This is a genomic window from Flexithrix dorotheae DSM 6795 (assembly GCF_000379765.1).
Lineage (GTDB): Bacteria > Bacteroidota > Bacteroidia > Cytophagales > Flammeovirgaceae > Flexithrix > Flexithrix dorotheae.
Genome location: NZ_KB903437.1, coordinates 146,073 through 165,793 on the forward strand (window position 1 = coordinate 146,073; position 19,721 = coordinate 165,793).

Annotated in this window: 16 protein-coding genes; 8 read left to right on the forward strand and 8 right to left on the reverse strand. The window is 35.2% G+C overall.

Annotated elements, in window-relative coordinates; translation table 11 throughout:
* The first annotated feature begins 103 nt into the window (after positions 1-103).
* From mutY to gldD, 4 genes are all read left to right on the forward strand, one after another.
* Positions 104-1,171, forward strand: a complete 1,068-nt coding sequence (gene mutY, locus A3EM_RS0112220; RefSeq protein ID WP_020528503.1) for an A/G-specific adenine glycosylase — start codon at positions 104-106, stop codon at positions 1,169-1,171.
* A 52-nt stretch (positions 1,172-1,223) separates the two neighbouring features.
* Positions 1,224-1,661 carry a single-stranded DNA-binding protein gene (locus A3EM_RS0112225; protein WP_020528504.1) on the forward strand — a complete coding sequence of 146 codons (438 nt, stop codon included), beginning with the start codon at positions 1,224-1,226 and terminating at the stop codon, positions 1,659-1,661.
* Between the two features lie 23 nt (positions 1,662-1,684).
* Positions 1,685-3,031 carry a gliding motility-associated protein GldE gene (gldE, locus tag A3EM_RS0112230; protein WP_020528505.1) on the forward strand — a complete coding sequence of 449 codons (1,347 nt, stop codon included), beginning with the start codon at positions 1,685-1,687 and terminating at the stop codon, positions 3,029-3,031.
* 100 nt (positions 3,032-3,131) lie between these two features.
* Positions 3,132-3,749, forward strand: coding sequence for a gliding motility lipoprotein GldD (gene gldD, locus A3EM_RS42200; RefSeq protein WP_020528506.1), 618 nt, complete (start codon positions 3,132-3,134; stop codon positions 3,747-3,749).
* 147 nt (positions 3,750-3,896) lie between these two features.
* Here gldD and A3EM_RS0112240 read toward each other — a convergent pair whose 3' ends face one another.
* The 7 genes from A3EM_RS0112240 to A3EM_RS0112270 all read right to left on the reverse strand — a co-directional run bounded on the left by A3EM_RS0112240 (position 3,897) and on the right by A3EM_RS0112270 (position 12,246).
* The gene (locus A3EM_RS0112240) at positions 3,897-4,652 is read right to left on the reverse strand and encodes a phosphosulfolactate synthase (RefSeq protein WP_020528507.1); all 756 of its coding nucleotides are present in this window, start codon (positions 4,650-4,652) and stop codon (positions 3,897-3,899) included.
* A gap of 104 nt (positions 4,653-4,756) precedes the next feature.
* The gene (locus tag A3EM_RS0112245; RefSeq protein ID WP_020528508.1) at positions 4,757-6,154 is read right to left on the reverse strand and encodes a tetratricopeptide repeat protein; all 1,398 of its coding nucleotides are present in this window, start codon (positions 6,152-6,154) and stop codon (positions 4,757-4,759) included.
* An 89-nt stretch (positions 6,155-6,243) separates the two neighbouring features.
* Entirely contained in the window at positions 6,244-7,236 is a 993-nt protein-coding gene (locus A3EM_RS42205; RefSeq protein ID WP_020528509.1) for an NAD-dependent epimerase/dehydratase family protein, read from the reverse strand.
* Between the two features lie 116 nt (positions 7,237-7,352).
* Positions 7,353-8,129, reverse strand: a complete 777-nt coding sequence (locus tag A3EM_RS0112255) for a tyrosine-protein phosphatase (RefSeq protein WP_245576500.1) — start codon at positions 8,127-8,129, stop codon at positions 7,353-7,355.
* A complete protein-coding gene (locus A3EM_RS0112260) occupies positions 8,099-10,525 on the reverse strand; it encodes a polysaccharide biosynthesis tyrosine autokinase (protein ID WP_083925219.1) in 2,427 nt (808 codons plus the stop codon). Before A3EM_RS0112260 ends, A3EM_RS0112255 begins: the two co-directional genes overlap by 31 nt.
* A 103-nt stretch (positions 10,526-10,628) precedes the next feature.
* Positions 10,629-11,510 (reverse strand): polysaccharide biosynthesis/export family protein, encoded by an 882-nt coding sequence (locus A3EM_RS0112265; protein ID WP_083925220.1) that lies wholly within the window; start codon positions 11,508-11,510, stop codon positions 10,629-10,631.
* 280 nt (positions 11,511-11,790) lie between these two features.
* Positions 11,791-12,246 (reverse strand): nucleoside deaminase, encoded by a 456-nt coding sequence (locus tag A3EM_RS0112270; RefSeq protein ID WP_020528513.1) that lies wholly within the window; start codon positions 12,244-12,246, stop codon positions 11,791-11,793.
* A gap of 86 nt (positions 12,247-12,332) precedes the next feature.
* Between A3EM_RS0112270 and A3EM_RS0112275 the strand changes: the two genes are divergently transcribed.
* The 4 genes from A3EM_RS0112275 to A3EM_RS0112290 all read left to right on the forward strand — a co-directional run bounded on the left by A3EM_RS0112275 (position 12,333) and on the right by A3EM_RS0112290 (position 19,224).
* Positions 12,333-12,848: a DUF2911 domain-containing protein gene (locus tag A3EM_RS0112275; protein ID WP_020528514.1), complete on the forward strand. Its 516-nt coding sequence runs from the start codon at positions 12,333-12,335 to the stop codon at positions 12,846-12,848.
* Between the two features lie 24 nt (positions 12,849-12,872).
* Positions 12,873-14,351 (forward strand): gluconokinase, encoded by a 1,479-nt coding sequence (locus A3EM_RS0112280; protein ID WP_020528515.1) that lies wholly within the window; start codon positions 12,873-12,875, stop codon positions 14,349-14,351.
* 98 nt (positions 14,352-14,449) lie between these two features.
* Complete coding sequence (gene purL, locus A3EM_RS0112285) at positions 14,450-18,139, forward strand: phosphoribosylformylglycinamidine synthase (protein WP_020528516.1); 3,690 nt, start codon at positions 14,450-14,452, stop codon at positions 18,137-18,139.
* A 119-nt stretch (positions 18,140-18,258) separates the two neighbouring features.
* Complete coding sequence (locus A3EM_RS0112290; protein ID WP_020528517.1) at positions 18,259-19,224, forward strand: site-2 protease family protein; 966 nt, start codon at positions 18,259-18,261, stop codon at positions 19,222-19,224.
* A gap of 314 nt (positions 19,225-19,538) precedes the next feature.
* On the opposite strand, the gene A3EM_RS47055 is transcribed toward A3EM_RS0112290, so the two are convergent.
* Positions 19,539-19,721: ATP-binding protein (locus tag A3EM_RS47055; RefSeq protein ID WP_026210258.1), on the reverse strand; the 183-nt coding region annotated here is incomplete at its 5' end.

The following is a 19,721-nucleotide window of genomic DNA, read 5'->3' on the forward strand; positions in this document are numbered from 1 at the left end:
AAATCATTAAAAGGCAATTGTGTATTAATGAGAACTAAAATTCTTTTTAAAGCACTTTATTTTGAATAGTTAGTTAATCCAATTGCCTTAATCTTCAAATTAAATGTCTGGATTTGCCCAAAAAATAATTGATTGGTACAACGAGAATAAAAGGGACTTACCCTGGCGAAATCTATCTGATCCATACCCAATATGGCTTTCGGAAATAATTTTGCAGCAAACCAGGGTTGACCAGGGCCTTCCTTACTTCCACAAATTTTTTGATAAATATCCCACTGTGCATTTATTAGCTAATGCAGAGGAACAGGAGGTGCTTCGGCTGTGGCAGGGACTTGGTTATTATTCAAGGGCTAGGAACATGCACGGTGCTGCCAAATTTATTTCCAGTGAACTAAATGGTCAATTTCCGGATAATTTTAAGGATTTAAAAAAACTGAAAGGAGTTGGGGATTATACTGCTGCAGCCATTGCCTCATTTGCATTTAATGAAAATGTTGCTGTAGTGGATGGAAATGTTTACAGAGTTTTGTCCCGAAGGTTTGGTGTGGAAGAAGATATAGCCAGCCCAAAAGGCAAAAAGATTTTTCAGGATTTGGCAGATTCCTTACTACCCCAAAAAAAGTCAGATATTTATAATCAGGGAATAATGGAGTTTGGTGCGCTACATTGTAAACCCAAAAATCCCGATTGTATGTTTTGTGTTTTTTCACAGGAATGCGAAGCGAGAAAAACTGGAAAACAAACTGATTTGCCCATAAAGATCAGGAAGGTAAAAATTAAAAACAGGTTTTTTACTTATCTGGTTTTGGAATTTAAAGGGCGGTTTGCAATGAAAGAAAGATTAAAAGGAGATATTTGGCAGGGATTACATGATTTTCCATTACTTGAGTCGGAAAACTTTTATAATGAGGAAAGTCTGTTTGATCAAACTTTAATTTCTCTGAAATCTTTAAGTAGAGATGTTTTGCGTTGCGAAAGTTTTGGAAGCTATAAACATATTCTGACGCACCAGAAAATTCAGGCAAAGTTTATCCATTTAAATTTAAAAAGCGAGAATAATCTCAATAAAATTTGTGAAGAATATGGATTAAAGTTATATTCAATTGAAGAAATAGATAAATTACCAAAACCTATTCTGATTAATAATTTTTTAAAGGAACATGTTTTTTAGCTATTTATCATAAAGGTTAATAATTTTGTAGTCAATAAATCATCTTAAACCCATGGCAGGCGTAAACAGAGTTATACTAGTTGGAAATTTAGGAAAGGATCCTGAAGTAAGAGATTTGGAAAGTGGGGCTAAAGTTGCTACCTTTTCCCTTGCAACCTCAGAGTCTTACAAAGACAGAAATAGTGGAGAACGAATCACTCAAACCGAATGGCACAATATTGTTGTTTGGAGAGGTTTGGCTGATGTTGCTGAAAAATATTTGAAAAAAGGAAGCCAGATTTATTTAGAAGGCAAACTAAAAACCAGATCGTGGCAGGATAAAGATGGGAATAACAGGTATACTACTGAAGTAGTTGCTGACAATTTTATTATGATGGGCCGATCTCCTGAAGGTGCTGGTCCGAGTAACGATCCCGGGCCGTCCGAACCTCCATCTGCAGAAACACAAAACTCAGATGCTGGTACGGATATAGACGACTTACCGTTTTAATATTTGAACCATAATTAATTACTTTGGAAGACAGTATTATTGAACCTGAACCGTATTTTTTAATTTTAACCCAGCTTAATTCGGTTCCGGCTATTGTATACCCTATTTTCTTTATAATATTAATTTTATTGCTGCTTTCTGCCCTAATTTCAGGGTCAGAGGTGGCTTTTTTTTCTTTATCTCCTCAGCAGGTCCACAAATGTGAAAGTAGCCAGAGGTCCAATGATATAAGGATAGCAAAATTACTTTCGAATCCGAAATTACTTTTGGCCACTATTCTAATATTAAACAATCTGGTGAATGTGGCTTTAATTACCCTGGCTACCTTTGCAAGCTGGGAAATGTTTGGAAGAAATGCCGAACAGAAAACCCTGTTTTTTTTAAATGCTTTTATCACTCCGGCTATAATTTTCTTCGGAGAGATTTCCCCAAAAGTATATGCCACAGAGAAAAACCTATTATTTGCCAGGTTTACCTCAGGAATGCTTCTGGTGGCTACCTCTTTATTTAAGCCTTTTTCCTGGCTATTAATGAGCTTGAGTAGTTTATTGGAGAAAAGGCTGGAAAGAAAAGGTTACGAAGTATCCATGACTGAGCTCAATGAAGCAGTGGAAATGACTACCACTGTAAATAAGGATAAAGAAATATTGAAAGGAATTGTCTCTTTTAGTTCAAAGACGGTGAAACAGGTCATGCAATCCAGAATTGATATCACAGCTTTTGAAATAGAAGATAATTTCCATCAATTGCTAGATGAAGTGAATAAAACCTCTTACTCCAGAATACCAATCTACCAGGATACCATAGATAAAATTGAAGGTATTCTGTATGTAAAAGAACTCTTGCCTTTTGTAGAGCAGGATGAGAATTTTAATTGGCAGAATTTAATAAAAAGAGATACTTTTTTTGTTCCTGAATCGAAAAAAATTGATGAATTGTTGAAGGATTTTCAACAAATGCGGGTACATATGGCCATTATAGTTGATGAATACGGGGGTACCTCGGGTTTAATCACAATGGAAGATATTATTGAAGAAATTGTGGGTGAAATTAATGATGAATTCGATGATGAGGAAGATTTAGGATATAAGAAAATTGATAACAGAACTTATACCTTTGAGGGAAAAATGTCCCTCAATGATTTTTATAAAGTTTTAAATATTGATTCTACAGAATTTACGGAGGCTAAAGGGGAAAGTGAATCTGTTGGTGGGTTATTACTTGAGCTTTTTAGTAAATTACCTACTGCTGGGGAAAAGATAGAGTTCAAAAATTATGTGTTTACAGCAATTTCGGTAGATAAAAAGAGAATAAAAAGGGTAAGGGTTTTTATTAAAGATGAAAACATTAATGCCATTTCCAATCAATAAATTTTCAATTGCCCATAATAATTTTTCAAAAAGATTTAAACTTTAGACTATTTGAGGGGCATTAGAAATGAGAGCATCTTAAAATAGCTAAATGATTAGTATGATTAGAATTATTATTTTTTTACTATTTACTACTTTAGTCTTAAACAGCTGTGGAGATCCTGTTTATTTGCCTAAACCGAGAGGTTTTCACAGGATTGAACTTCCTACCCATGAATATGAGACCTTGTCTTTAGGATATCCCTATAGCTTTGAATATTCTAAGCATGCACAGGTAATTCCGGATAGTTCTTTTATGACTGAGCCTTACTGGATTGAAGTGTTTTACCCAAAGTATGAAGCTAAACTCACCATTTCCTATAAAGCTGTGAATAATAATATTGATTCTTTGATAGAACTTTCAAATGATTCTCACAGACTAACGACCAAGCATCACGTGAAAGCCACAGCAATTGACGATTACGTAACCAAAACTCCAAATGGAATTACCGCTGTGGTTTTTGAACTTGAGGGGGATGTTCCCAGCCAGTTTCAATTTTATGCTACAGATTCCACCGAAAACTTTTTCAGGGCTGCATTATATTTCCCTACAGCCACTAAAAATGACTCCCTAAAACCAATTATTGAATATGTTAAAATTGATATGGTGCATATGCTGAACACTTTAAAGTGGCAGGATGTTAATGCAATAAAAATAGATAGGGAAAAAAATAAATAATAATAAAATGAACAGTAAAGTAGCTTTTATAATATTTATAGTAATTGCAAGCACACTTTTTCCAATGGCAGGTTATTTCCTAGACTGGAGACACAACAGAAAAAGGTTTAAAAAACAAAAACCATAAAAGATTCCGATACCTTTGGTTTATAAAAATAAATCAAAGGTATCTCCTCTTAGGCCTAATCTTATTGTTTCCAATGGAATAACCTCATTTGGGGCAATATTTCCCAAATTTACGTTTGCGCCAAGTAATTTTACAAACCAAACCTGTTGTTCTTTAATTGGAGCTTCCCAAATGATTTTTTCAGAAGGAATTTTGGTTAAAATTTCTTCAACAAGTCCGGATCTCACCTCTCCAGTACCACGAAAAAGGCCAACATTTCCTCCTTCTCTGGCTTCCCCAATTACCTTCCAGGCTCCAGCTTCAAGCTCATGCTGCATGAGATTTATCCATTTATAAGGGGGAATTATTTTATCAGCATCCTTCGAACCAACCTCAGACAATACAGTAACCTGATCAGATAATTTCTGTATATACTCACATTTTTTCTCATGTGGCAATTCAATTGATCCATCAGAAACTTCCGCATGAGACAATCCAAATTTGTCCAATACTTTTCGGTATTCATCAAATTGATTTCTTACTATAAAAGCTTCAAATAAAGTTCCGCCCAAATAAACAGGGATATTATTTTCTTTATAAATGGCTAGTTTTTCCTTTAATTTTGGATAAACGAAAGAAGTAGCCCATCCCAATTTAACAATATCAATACAGTGACCGGAAGATTCCAATAAATCTTCAACTTCCCTTAAGGATAATCCTTTATCCATCACCATGGTGAATCCTTCGTTCCTGGGTTTGTTTGTTCGTTCAGGGATATTTGTTAAAAAATAATTCATTGCTATTTATAGTTATAAAAAATCATTAAAAAATACAATTAAATAGATTTCAATGTTTTAGTCAGTAAAATTCAGATTTAAATTTTTAAAATTATCGCTTGATATTATTTCTTAAAGTTGTTGATAATCTTCAATAAGGTTTTTTGAATTTGAAGATCAGGGAAAAAATCGAAAAGGAGGGTGTGTTTGTCAAAATCTAATATTAATCCACTTTCTAATAGATTATTGGCTATAGTATATTTACCAGCTACGAAATTATAACCACAGGCTCTGTATATTAGATCTACATTATCGGGAAGTTCACTAAGTCCTTCATTAATGATATTAATAGCCCCTTCAATGTTATTTTTTACGAAATGAGCAAGGGACCATTTAAGCCAAACTTCAGGGTTGGTGGGGTTTAATTCTCCTGCTCTTTCAAAGGCTTCCAGGGCGGAAAGCTCGTTACCCAGTTTAAATTCCATATCTGCCAATACCAGCCAATATTCATCATTATAAGGGTTAAGCTTTACTGATTTTTGCAAAAAATGAACTGCTTCAAACCACTTTTCCTTCAAGCCAAGGCAATTGCCAATCCCAAACCAGGCATCATCACATTCTTCATCCTCATCCAAAGCTTTTTTATAAAACTTTTGGGCCTCATCGTAATCCTTAAGGTTTTCTTTACAGATTCCCAAACTACAATAAACTTCTGCTGAAGGCCCTTCAAATTCTAAAGCTTTAGCAAAAGCTTTATAGGCATTTTCATAATCTTCAAGGTTTATGTAATCATTTCCCAGGTGGAAATAAGCTTCAACAAACTGAGGGTCAATTAAGGCGGCATAGTCAAATGCCCATACAGCTTTTTTATAATCAGTCAGCTTCTCATATAAAATTCCCAGGTTGTACCAGGAAATAGCAGAATAGGGATTTTTATCAATAAATCTATTGAAGAACTTAATGCCTTTTTCCAGCTCACCAATAGTTTCAAGACAAAAAATTAGCTCATACACTGCATCCTCATTCCCCATGTCTAATTCAATTGCCTGCTCATAGTATTGGGTAGCTTCCTCAAATTTTTCTATAGATTGAAGGGCAAATCCTATGTTGTGATAAACATGAGACTTATCATCAATAATTGGTAATACCTGCTCAAAGCATTCGATTGCCAATTGATGCTCTCCTGCCATAGAATAAAGTTGACCCCTCAGCTGAATGATTTCCGGATCTGTAGGCTGAATATTTTCTGCACACTCCAAGGCTTTGAATGCTTCTTCATAATTTCCCGAATAGGAAAGTATATTAGCCTTGCTAATGAACAATTCCGTAGAATAGGGATATTGCAGAATTGCGATATCACAAACTTTTATTGCTTTTGAATAATGATTTGAGCTGAAATAATGTTCAATTAATTGCTCATAAACACTAAGATCAAAAAAATAGGTTTCATTTGTCTGAAGCATTTTCTCAAACCTTCTCAACGCAACCTTTAAATCATTATCCTTATTAGTATTTTCTGCCATTAAAGTCCAAACATATTAGTTTGACATTGGTAAACCCTTCAATTCCTTCCTTATACCTAAACTACAAAACTAAATTTTAATTAGGAATATTAAAATTCTTTTTTCAAACGGAAATTTACATAGTGTTTACAAACCCACTCCAGGGTTTCGTTAATGTCCTTAAAATTAATGCCTAAGGTATTAGAAATTTTCCGATTACTATATTTCACACGGTCAGAAGAGCTTATGATCATTTCTTTCGTGATTTTTTGTTTTCTTCTAAAAATAGATGAAAAAAACCAGTCAATATAAGAAATGAAGATTCCGAACCATGGTTTTAATACTTTTTGAGGAGGTGTTTTATCCAGTAAAACTGATATCTTTTCAAATAAGTCTTTATAAAGCGTTGAGCCTGAATTTAAAATAAACCTTTCGTTTTTGATGTCAGAAATTAATAATTTAAATGAAATTTCGGCTACATCTCTTACATCCACATAATTGGCGAGGCCAACCGGAAAATAATTTGGCGCATTCCACAAATAATCAATTAATTTAAGACTGCTTTTTTTCCAGTTTCCTACTCCAAAAATAATAGAAGGATTAACGATTACTGCATCCAGTCCTTCCTCAATAGCCCTCCATACTTCCTGTTCGGCCAAATATTTTGTAAGTGAGTAAGTAGTCACTACTTTGTCATTTTCCCATTTATTCCCTTCTTCAATTATTTCTTCACGACTATTTTTTCCAATAGCAGCCACGGAACTGATAAATAATAACTTTTTAACCGGATACCGCAAACAACTGTTGACCACATTGGCTGTTCCCTCCACATTAATTTTGAAAAGTTTTTTAGCATCATTAGGATTAAAAGACACCATTCCTGCGGCATGAATTACATAATCAGTATTTACAATACCTTCCTCAAGGGAAACAATGTCGAGTAAATCACCGGGTATCCATTCAATTTGGGAAGCAATATCCTTTACCATGCTCATGTCACTTTCTTCTCTTTTCAATGCCTTTACCTTGCCTCCATTTTTTAAAATTTCCCTGGCAATGTAACTTCCAACCAACCCATTACATCCAATAATGAAATAAACCATACTTTTCTTAATATTCTATGTCCCCAATCATTTTGGGACAGGATTATCTAAAGGTAAAGACTCCTCTAGATCTCATTCAACAATATGATATGAACTTCCTTGCAAAATAAAGGTTTTTAATCTAGAAGTGAGTTGTTTAATAAATCTAATTTTAAGGCCTCATGAAAGGTGGGTAATATTTCAGCTTTTTTAAATTGATCAAGATGTTTGGGAGCATGGCAGTCCGTTCCTAAAAAAGAAATTGCTTTATCTTTTATAAGTTTTTCGGCAATCTTTTTCGATTGTTTTGAATAATACCCGGTTAGAGAACTGATATTTAGTTGGAATTTTACTCCTTTATCTATCAGATACACAAGATCATTATATTTTGGAAAGTAATATGTATACCTTTCAGGGTGTGCCAGTACCGGTATATAACCTGAAGATCGCATTAAAAATACAGCATGTAAAAGTTGGGAGCATGGATTGATGAAAGAAGTTTCAAATAATAAATATTTCCCGCCAATAGTGAGTAAGGGTTCATTATTTTCCAGCTTCTCAATCAGAAATTCATCCAAATAATATTCCGCTGCAGCTTCTATTTGAATATCCAGGCCCTCTGCATTTATGGCTGCCCTTACTTCTTCCAATTTACCCAGAATTATTTCAGGTGTATTCCTGTAAAAATCACTCATTACATGCGGAGTTGTAATAAGCTTTTTATATCCAAGGTCAATAAATCTTCGAATTAAAAACAATGATTGTTCAATATTCCCTGCACCATCATCAATCCCGGGTAATAAGTGGGAATGCATGTCAACTTTAATTTTTTGGATTGGTTCAACTGCTTTTGGTGATTCTTTCTTCTTAAAAAATGAAAACATTATTTTTTCCTCCTGATTAATTTTTTCCACCAACTGATATTTTCAGTTTCGTAATATCCGTAATTATGGCCATATCCATAGCCGTAGCCATACCCATATCCATATTCTCCATACCCATAACTATTGGTTGTATCCACAGAGTTTAAGATAATTGATAAATGTTTAAAGTTATTTACTTCCTTCAAATTATTTACATTTTCCAAAAATGAAACTTTTGAAACCCCTGCTCTAACCACATAAATTGGGATATCCACTTTTTTCATGGCTATGATTCCATCTGTAACCAAACCCACAGGTGGTGTATCAAAAATGATAACATCGTAAGCTGTTTTTAATCTCTCCAGCAGATTTTCAAATTCTGAGGACATCAAAAGTTCAGCAGGATTAGGTGGAACAGGACCAGCCAAAATATAGTTCAGGTTTTCCAAACCCGTACTTCCTATGCATTCCTCAAGAGAGTTTTTGCCTATTAATAGGGTAGAAATACCCTTTGTGTTTTCTTTTTCGAAAGCCATATGGATTTTAGGCTTTCTTAAATCGAGATCAAGAATAATTACTTTCTTTCCTGATAAAGCGATTATTCCTCCAATATTAAGTGCAACAAAGGTTTTGCCTTCCCCACTTACAGTGGAGGTGAGTGAAATAATCCTGTTTTTTCCTTTACTGTTTCCTGCTAAAAAATCAAGATTAGTTCTGATGGACCGAAAAGACTCACTAATTGAAGCCTTGGGATTTCTATGAACAACAAGTTGGGAAAACTCAGATCCTCCCATATTGTAATTGGGAACTAAACCTAAAATTGGAGCTGATGTAAGTCTTTCTATTTCCTTGATATCATTGATTTTATTATGAATAAGGTATTTGATTAAAACCAGTCCAATACTGGAAACAAAACCAATAACCACAGTAAGCAAATAGACCAGTCCGGGAATCGGGTATATCGGGGCACCTGAAGCATTTGCTGGGGACAAAGTTCTGAAATTTGAAACTGTACTGGCTTTGGCAATCCCTATTTCAATTTTTTTATTTTGAATCGTATTCAGAATTTTATCATAAAAAGAATAATACCTGTTGAGCTTATTAAAATCAGAGTCAACCTGAGGATTAGATTTTATGGAGTTTTCATGGTCCCTTATTTTGGCTTGAATCCGATTAATTTGAGTTAAACCCGCCTCATATTTATATTCAACCAGCATTAATAATTCTTGATAAAGGTTCTGAATATCCTCTTCACTACGTTTTCTTGCTTCTGTCTCTTTTTTGTAATAGCCTTTGATTCTTTCTGCTTTTTCTTTAACCAGCAACATGTTTTCAATGGTTTTGGTTAAGGAGGGGTCATCTATCACAGTAGAGGCAATACTAATATGAATTAAACTGGAATCTGCTTTTATAAGATCCGCTATATTTTTATACTGTGTGTTTTTTAAGCTTAATTCAATTTTCTGGTTTTGTAAATCATCTATTTTATTATAAACTTCAGTGTAGTTAATGAACTTTGATTCCTCATCTTTTTTATAAGAATACTTTTTAAGCTCTTTTTCAAAATAATCGAGCGTATCTCTTACTAACAACAACTGCTTGTCTATATAATCAATAGATTGTTCGTAAACTTTATTCTTGTTTTCTATTGTCTTTACCAAATAGGTATCATTTACTGCATTAACAATCGCTACGGCCTTATTAGGGTTATGTTCCTTAAATGAAACTCTAATGGTATTTGCTACCTGGTTTTCTACGGTGACGTCCAGGTTGGTATTCAGGTAATTGTATAAATAGGAATCGTTGTGAAAAATAAAGTAAAAATCCGGATCATTAAGAATTTCATCATCCCAACCTCTGGACTCAATTTTAATTTCCAGATCATTGGTTTTAATCCACTCCCCAAATTCAAATTCCTCAGCGAATTCGGTCTTATTCAATTTATATTCCAGCCTGAAGGACTTTGGGCTAATCAATGAAAGAGAAATAGGAGTATTATAAAGCAGATCATTTTTTAATTCTCCTTCCACAATAAAAGGGCCTCCCAAATATTTTTCATCGCTTAAAATTTCCCCTACCGAATGGTAGCTAATCCTTAAATTAGCCTGATCAATTACATTGGAAAAAATTAACTTTGATTTTATTAATTCAATTTCACCCGCCATATTGATGGCATCAATCCCACTTTGGAATTGATCAACCTCCAATTCAAGCATTTGAGTTGAACTTTTAAATTCAAGTTTTAAGACTGAATTGGCTTCAAATACAGGTTTTGAATAACGAAGAAATAAAAATGCCGCCAATCCACATATTAAAAATATGAGTATGAAACCCCAAATACTTTTTTTTGTGAGAAAGAGAAATTTTTTAAAATCGAATGAATTTAGTGCCTCATTCTCATCGGGTTCTTCCAGAGCTATATGTTTAATTCTGTTATCTGACATCATAGGATCCTTATCCCCTTTTTATAAGCTAATTGTAACTAACTTTATTTTTTAATTCAAATGTTTAGCTGAGATCCAAAGTGTCTCAGAAACTTTTGGGAAATGCTTATTTATCTAATTCCCTTACAAATAATAATAAGGTAAGTGCAAGGGTAGTAAGTGTGGCGATTGGGGTAATAATCGCATTAATATCCTGCACCAACTCGGGGTTAAGCTTTCTTCTAGATTCCACGTAAATTATATCGTTGGGTTCAATGATTACATTTGCATCCTTAAAAGAAGCAATAGTAGAAAGATCGATTAATTTTACACTTGGATTGTCCCAGGGGCCTCTAATTAACCTTATTTTATCAGGTTTGGCTTTTAACTGAACATCTCCGGCAAGTGCCAAAACCTCAGTCAAAGTCATGTTTTCATTTCTAATTGGTAAAACCCTGTCCCCTAATGCACCCATTAGCACCACCCTTTTATTAAGGTATTGAGTAACCACAAATGGTTTTTCATAAAACTTTTCATAATTCTTTGCCAGTAAATTATTGGCTTCCTCCAGTGTTTTGCCTTCCAACTCTATATTACCTATCAATGGTAATTGAACAAATCCCTTTTCATTAACCAAGTAAGAAGTTGGAGTAGAATTATTTGCAGAAATAGAGAAGTTTTCCTTTCCATTAGTATATTCCTGCATTGCAATCTGGTTGGTTTGGGAATTTGACCCTGGTGTGTTTAAGTCAGGGGGTAATTCCTTTCCAATTTCAAATTCCTTATTAGGGTCAATCAGCCTTTCGCCATCATTGGTAAAAACGGAAATGGCTATTCTATCCAATGGCTGAATTTTATAAGTAGATATGGTCTGTTCTAAGGAAAGTTTAAATTTATCTGCATTTATGGCCTCATCGGTTGCAAATAGCACATTTTGCTTTAGTCCTTTACAGGAATAAATTAAACTGGAAAGCATTAAAACGAAGATTAATCGATTTAGATGATTCATTAAAAAAATTGAATTTGACAGGCTCTTGTTATCAAATTATCAAAAAATACCAGAAAATTACTCTGGTGGATAAAGCCTGTACAGTCTAAAAAATATATTCTAAGAAGAAAATGATTTGTGAAAATATGAAACATTTGCTTCCTATCAATCAGACACTTATAAAAGTATCTCGATACAAACCAATACCTGTTAGGTATAAATCAAGCTAATAACGATAATGCTGTTTAATAATTATTTTGAAGATTATTTTAATTTTTGAATGTAAAATTTGGAGGAATTTCTATTTCGTTGAATTTTTATTTTCCCTTAAATTTTTGAAAAATGATTGAATTAATCCAAGACACTCATTTTCCAATACCCCTCCTTTTATTAAAGTGGCAGGATGTAAATAACTTTTTGAATGTTTACTAAACCCATTTTTAGAATCAGCAGCCCCAAAAACTATTTCTCCTAACTGAGCCCAGAAACTAGCTCCTGCACACATTACGCATGGCTCGAGTGTAACATATAGCGTACATTCTTTCAAATACCTTGAGTTTAAATAATTACTGGCACTGCTCAGTGCAACCATTTCTGCATGTGCTGTAGCATCATTCAGTGCAATACTCTGATTATGTCCTCTTCCCACAATACGGTTCTGACAAACAACCACCGCACCTACAGGAATTTCATTTTCATCGTAAGCTTTTCTAGCCTCTTTCAAGGCTTCTCTCATAAAATATTCGTCATTAAACATTTTCTATAATTATATTGCCAGCAAATTCAATAGAAGTTGAACTTTATTATGCTTCGTAAAATCATAAAAATAAATCCAATAACCAAATGTCTAATTTTAGAAATCAATTAATCGGAATTTTTATTATTTCAATTCTGTTTCTCCAATCATCTTGTCAAAAAGCTAGCCCTGCAAAATCGGTAAGTGAAACCATTAATGGTGTAACTGTAAAAATAGATTACCATGCACCATCAGTAAAAGGAAGAGATATTTGGGGAAGTTTAGTGCCTTACAACGAAGTTTGGAGAACCGGGGCAAATGAAGCTACTACCTTTGAAATTGATCAGCCCGTGCTTGTAAATGGAGAAAATCTTCCGGCTGGGAAATACGCTTTATTTACTATTCCCGGAGAAAGTAAGTGGGAAGTCATTTTTAATAAAAACTGGGATCAGTGGGGGAATAATGACTATGATAAAGCAGAAGATCAATTGAGAATAACAGTTGTTCCCAAATCTGAAAATGGACTTACAGAACAGATGGGTTTTGAAATGGCTAAAGATGGAACTGTCTCTTTTAAGTGGGAAGCCATTTCCTGGGATTTTGAAGTAAAAGCTGCTAATTGATTTTTAATACTATTCGCCATCCTTTTGAAAAATAAAAAATACCTTATTGCCATTGATATTGGCACGACCAGTGTAAAATGTATCCGGTTTGCTCAAGACTTGAAAATCCAGGAAAAAACGGAATTTCCCTTAGAAACCCTGCGACCTAATCCAGAAACCAGCGAACAAAATCCTGAAGAGATATTTGAGGCAGTTGTAAAAGGAATAAATGCCCTGGTAGTTTCAACTGAAGAATTATTAGCCGCAAGTTTTAGCTGTGCCATGCATAGCCTTATTTGTATGGATAAGGATGGCAAGGCAATTTCCAATGCCATTATTTGGGCAGATACCAGGAGTATAAATTATGCCGAAGCTATTAAAAACAGTTCGGAAGGCAAGGAAATTTACCAGCAAACGGGAACACCCATTCACCCAATGGCACCTTTGGCTAAAATCGCATGGTTACAAGAAGAACAGCCTGAAATATTCCAAAAATCTGCAAAATTCATTTCCATTAAAGAATATGTATTTTTCAGGTTGTATGGTAAATATGTTGTGGATTATTCCATAGCCTCCGCCACAGGCTTGTTCGATGTTTTCGAATTAAAATGGAATGAAAAGGCTTTAGAAAAAGCGGGAATAACAGAAAGTCAACTTTCTACTGCTTTTCCCATCACCCATTATGAAAAAGGAATTTTAAGGGCTTTTAAAGAATCTTTAAAAATAGACTTAGAAACGCCTTTTGTTTTAGGGGGAAGTGATGGTTGTCTGGCTAATTTAGGTGCAAATGCAATTCAGAAAGGAGATGCTGCGGTAACTATTGGAACAAGTGGGGCTATCCGGGTGATGGCTAAAAACTCCGGCAAGGATGAAAAACAAAGAATTTTTAATTACATCCTAACTGAAAACCACTATGTATTGGGTGGAGCCATCAATAATGGCGGAGTGGCTTTAAAATGGTTTGCCGAAAACATGGATGATCAGGATCCTGAAAAGAAAGATTATTCCCAAATTATTGACAGAATAGCTAAAATAGCTCCCGGATCCAATGGTTTAATATTTCTTCCATATTTATTGGGAGAAAGAGCGCCACATTGGGATGCCAATGCGAAGGGTGTATTTTTTGGAGTGAATATCAATCATACTAGAGATCATTTTTTAAGAGCGGTGATGGAAGGAGTTATTTTTGGAATTTATGATATTGGCAGAGCATTGGAGGAAGTTTCAGGTGATATAAAAAGAATTTATGCTGGAGGAGGCTTTGCCAAATCTGAGGAATGGGTACAAATGTTGGCAGATGTTTTTGGAAAAGAAGTTTTGATCACGGATAGTCATGAAAACTCAGCTATGGGAGCGGCTATTATTTCCCTAAAATCCATAGGCCTGGTTGGAGAATTGGAGGACATTAAAGATTTCACCAATATCAAAAAAGTTTTTAAACCCAACTTTACTAATCACCATATTTACCAAAAGAATTTTTCTCTTTTCCAAAAACTTTATCAATCACTCAAAAATGATTTTTAGGATTAGTTACCTGCAACAATAAAAATTTACGCCTCAATAACTTTTAATGTATAATTTTGCGACAAATTCATTGCATCATCTAAACCACTGCATTTCAAATGATTTTGTTTTTTAAATCCCAGTCTGGAAAATTAATAGTCACAGAGGCGAAAAACGGATTAAACGAGAATGATATTCAAAAACTTTCCTGGCTTTATGGAGAGGCTGAATTGATAAAGGAAGATTCTTTAAAAGGATTTTTTGTTGGACCAAGAAAGGAAATGATTACTCCCTGGAGTACCAATGCAGTGGAAATTACCCAAAATATGGGTATTGCGGGAATTATCCGTGTGGAAGAATTTAGCGAAGTAGAAAGTGAAAATGTGAAATTCGATCCCATGTTGCAAAGACTGTATAAAGGATTGGATCAGGAAATTTTCACGATTGATAAAACACCTGACCCGGTAATTTATATTGATGATATAGCCGCATTTAATAAACAGGAAGGACTTGCCTTAAATGATGATGAAATAGGTTATCTGGAAGGTTTAAGTAAAAAAATAAACCGAAAACTAACTGATAGTGAGGTTTTCGGATTCTCTCAGGTGAATTCAGAGCATTGCCGACACAAAATTTTCAACGGTACTTTCATTATTGATGGAGAAGAAAAACCATCTTCTTTATTCAATCTTATCAGAAAAACCTCTAAGCAAAATCCCAATACTTTAGTTTCGGCTTATAAGGACAATGTGGCATTTATTGAGGGACCGAAAATAGAGCAATTTGCCCCGGCTACTCAGGATAAACCAGATTATTTTGAAACTAAAGAAATTGAAAGTACAATTTCCCTAAAAGCTGAAACACATAATTTCCCCACTACTGTAGAACCATTTAATGGAGCCGCAACAGGTGGCGGTGGAGAAATTAGAGACCGGATGGCGGGAGGAAAAGGAAGTGTGCCTTTGGCTGGGACTGCAGTTTACATGACTTCCTATTCAAGGTTGGAGGAAAATAGGAAATGGGAAAAAGCCACTGAGGCAAGACCATGGCTTTACCAAACGCCAATCGAAATTTTGATAAAAGCTTCAAATGGAGCGAGTGATTTCGGAAATAAATTCGGTCAGCCACTTATTTGTGGATCAGTACTAACTTTTGAGCATTTTGAAAATGATAAAAAGTTTGGCTTCGATAAGGTGATTATGATGGCTGGTGGAGTAGGGTTTGGCAAAAAAAGAGATGCGCACAAAGCAAAACCGGAAAAAGGAGATCAGGTAGTTGTTTTGGGTGGGGATAATTATAGAATTGGAATGGGCGGAGGAGCAGTTTCCTCTGTAGCCACAGGAGAGTTTGCCAATGCTATTGAGTTGAATGCCGTTCAAAGGTCAAATCCAGAGATGCAAAAAAGGGTTTTTAATGCGATCAGGGCATTTGTGGAAATGGATGAAAATAATATCATTTCTATTCACGATCATGGTGCAGGCGGACACCTGAATTGTTTATCGGAATTGGTGGAAGAAACCGGAGGAACAATTGATTTAAGAAAATTACCAGTAGGTGACCCTACACTTTCGGCTAAAGAAATTGTGGGAAATGAGTCGCAGGAAAGAATGGGACTGGTGATTAAAAAAGAAAATATTGAATTACTCGAAAAAATAGCCGAGCGGGAAAGAAGCCCGATTTATGAAGTAGGTGAAACCACCGGGGAAATGAATTTCACATTTAAAGACGATGTGACTGGGGAAAATCCTATAGACCTGAAATTGGAAGACATGTTTGGCAAGCCACCCAAAACTATCATGAATGATAGTACAGTGGAAAGCAAGTTTGCCGAATTAAATTATCAACAAGAAAATTTAAGGGAATATTTAGAAGGTGTGCTACAGTTAGAAGCAGTGGCCAGCAAAGACTGGTTGACTAATAAAGTGGACAGATCGGTTACGGGAAAAGTGGCTAAGCAACAGACAGCGGGTGCTTTGCAATTGCCATTAAATAATGTGGCGGTAATGGCGCTGGACTACAGAGGAAAGAAAGGAATTGCCACTTCAATTGGGCATTCTCCAGTTTCAGCTTTGGTTGACCCAACTGCAGGTTCTATCAATTCCATTGCTGAAGCACTGACCAATATCATCTGGGCACCGATGTCTAATAAGCTTACTTCAGTTTCTTTGAGTGCCAACTGGATGTGGCCATGTAAAAACCCTGGGGAAGATGCCCGACTTTATGAAGCGGTGGAAGCCGTAAGTGATTTTGCCTGTGATCTGGGAATAAATATTCCTACTGGCAAGGATTCACTTTCTATGACTCAGAAATATAAAGATGATGTGGTTTACGCTCCGGGAACTGTGATTATTTCTGCAGCCGGAGAAGTGGCAGATATCAACAAAGTGATTAGCCCGGTGCTGATTGATGAATGGGATTCCAGCCTTGTTTACATTGATTTTTCTAAAGATGAATTCAAATTGGGTGGAAGTAGTTTTGCACAAATTGTGAATAAACTGGGTACAAGTGTGCCGACTGTTAAGGATACAGCTTATTTTAAAAATTGTTTCGATACTGTTCAGGGATTAATATCAGATGAATTGATTTTGGCTGGTCATGATATTTCCGCAGGAGGAATGATCACAGCCTTGTTGGAAATGACATTTGCCGAAAAAAATATCGGGCTGAATATCGATTTGAGTGATATTGCTGAAGATGATTTAATAAAAATACTTTACAGTGAAAACCCCGGAATTCTTATTCAGGTAAATGACTTGGAAAAAGTTTCTGGAGAACTTAATAAAAATGGAATTGCTTTTAAAGTAATTGGAAATCCAGAAGAAGGAAATTCGATTAAACTGAAAAAAGGAAATACCGATTACGATTTCAATATTCCTGAACTCAGAGATGTTTGGATGAAAACATCTTATTTGCTGGATAGAGAACAAAGTGGAGCGGAGAAAGCAAAGGAAAGGTTTGATAATTATAAAAATCAGCCTTTGGAGTTCTCATTCCCCAATCATTTTACCGGCAAATTAAGTCAATTAGGAATTTCAGCAGATAGAAAAACCAAGTCGGGAATTAAGGCGGCAATTATCAGGGAAAAAGGGGTGAATGGGGATAGGGAAATGGCTTATTCCATGTTCCTTGCGGGTTTTGATGTGAAAGATGTACACATGACTGACCTTATTGCCGGAAGGGAAAACCTGGAAGATGTTAACTTTATCGTGTTTGTAGGAGGATTTTCTAATTCCGATGTTTTAGGTTCGGCAAAAGGCTGGGCCGGAGCTTTCCTTTATAATGAAAAAGCAAAAGCCGCACTTGATAATTTCTATAAAAGAGAAGATACACTCAGTCTTGGGGTGTGTAATGGTTGTCAGTTGATGATTGAATTGGGATTAATCAATCCGGAGCATCAGGAAAGGACAAAACTTTTGCATAATGAAACTAATAAGTTTGAGTCTTCATTCTTAACCATCAATATTCCAGAAAATAATTCGGTGATGCTAAACACTTTGGCGAATACCCGATTAGGTTTATGGGTAGCACACGGAGAAGGAAAATTTGCTATGCCATTGGCTGAAAGTGAATACAATATTGTAGGGAAATACAGCTACGAAGCCTACCCGGGAAATCCGAATGGCTCTGATTTTAATACAGCTGCAGTAGCTTCGAAAGATGGAAGACACCTGGCCATGATGCCACACCTGGAAAGAGCAATTTTCCCATGGAACTGGGCAAATTATCCAAAAGGAAGAAAAGATGAAGTTTCCCCATGGATTGAAGCATTTGTAAATGCCAGAAAATGGGTGGAAAATACTGTGAAATAGGCACAAGTGCTCCACACCGGGTACTCCATACCGGGTACTATTATTTCAGAGAAATAATAATCTCTTTATCAGTCTTTTACGGCAAAATAATACACGGTTAATTTTGAATTACTACTTAAATGGAAGATCAGGAAAACCAAAGCTATGAGGAGGAAGAGTATTTTGATCCTTTTCCTCCAAAACCAGAACTGGAAGAAGAACAGGAAAATCCAAATTCACTGGCGAAGTCGGTTTTAAGTGTGGTAATATTTATTGCGGCATTTTACCTGATTTTCGATATGGATTTAATTTTTATTCTCATTTTGGTGGGAGTACTTTTTATCCACGAAATGGGGCATTTCCTAGCCATGAAAATTTTTGGCTATAATGATGTAAAAATGTTCTTCATTCCTTTGCTTGGGGCAATGGTAACCGGAGATAAAAAACAAATTTCCCAATTTCAGCGATCCATTGTTTTGTTGGCTGGCCCAGTTCCGGGAATTATCATTGGTTTGGCGATCTGGTATTTTGCAAAGGATATTCCCGATAATAATTATCTAATTGAAATCGCCAATATTTTCATTTTCCTGAATGGATTTAATTTACTTCCCTTTTCTCCATTGGATGGAGGGAATTTAATAGAAACACTGTTTTTCAATTCCAGTCAAAAAATCCAGACGGTTTTTCTGGGAATTTCCGCATTTGTGTTTACTGCTTTTGCCATTTATTCTGAAAACTATATTCTGGTGATTATCCCGGTATTTATAGTGACAAGAATCAACTACCAGCGGAAAACCATCAAAATCAGGAAAGCACTTTCTAAAGAAGGAATAGATTACCAGAAAAATTATGAAGAACTTTCTAATAAAGAATATTGGCTCATTCGAGATGAAATGTTGCGAAATTCAGCGCCTCTTTTCCCTAATATAAGGCCAGAGGTTTATAGAGCATCACCTGTGGAAGATAAAATTTTAACTCAGGTTCAGCTTATTCTACAAAAGCCCCCTATTCTTGATTTATCTTTTTGGGGTAAAACGGTATTAATATTCGTCTGGATATTATTTTTCCTCGGGCCAATTGTAGGGTTTTCCTTATTGGTTTACTGATTTTTCAATTTAATTATCTTTTCCGGGTTTCTGTTTGTAATCTTTAGCCGGTTAATTTTTATATTCTATATACCAATAACTGAATTATAATCAACATAGTGATACTCAGGAATATACTTCCAATCGAGTTGAAAATGATAAGTTGTCTTTCCAAGGCCTTTTTATTGAGCAGTATGATTATGAAAAGAAAGCAACATCCAAGCATTATAAAAAAGCCTCCCCATTCATAGTGGCTATTTCGGAGGGTCCATGCCAGTGATTCCGGTCTCATGGGTGCCACTTTAAAAGTGTGGTACAATTTAGTAAAAAAAAAATTAATCTTGCTTTAGAATTCCTTTTCTCAGAGAGTCTCCTTTCAGGTCTATTCTATGAGAAGAGTTAACAATCCGGTCTAAAATCGCATCGGCTAGTGTACCCTCTCCAATAAGTTCATACCAGGTAGAAACCGGGATTTGGGAAGATAATATCGTGGATGACATTTTATATCTTTCATCAAT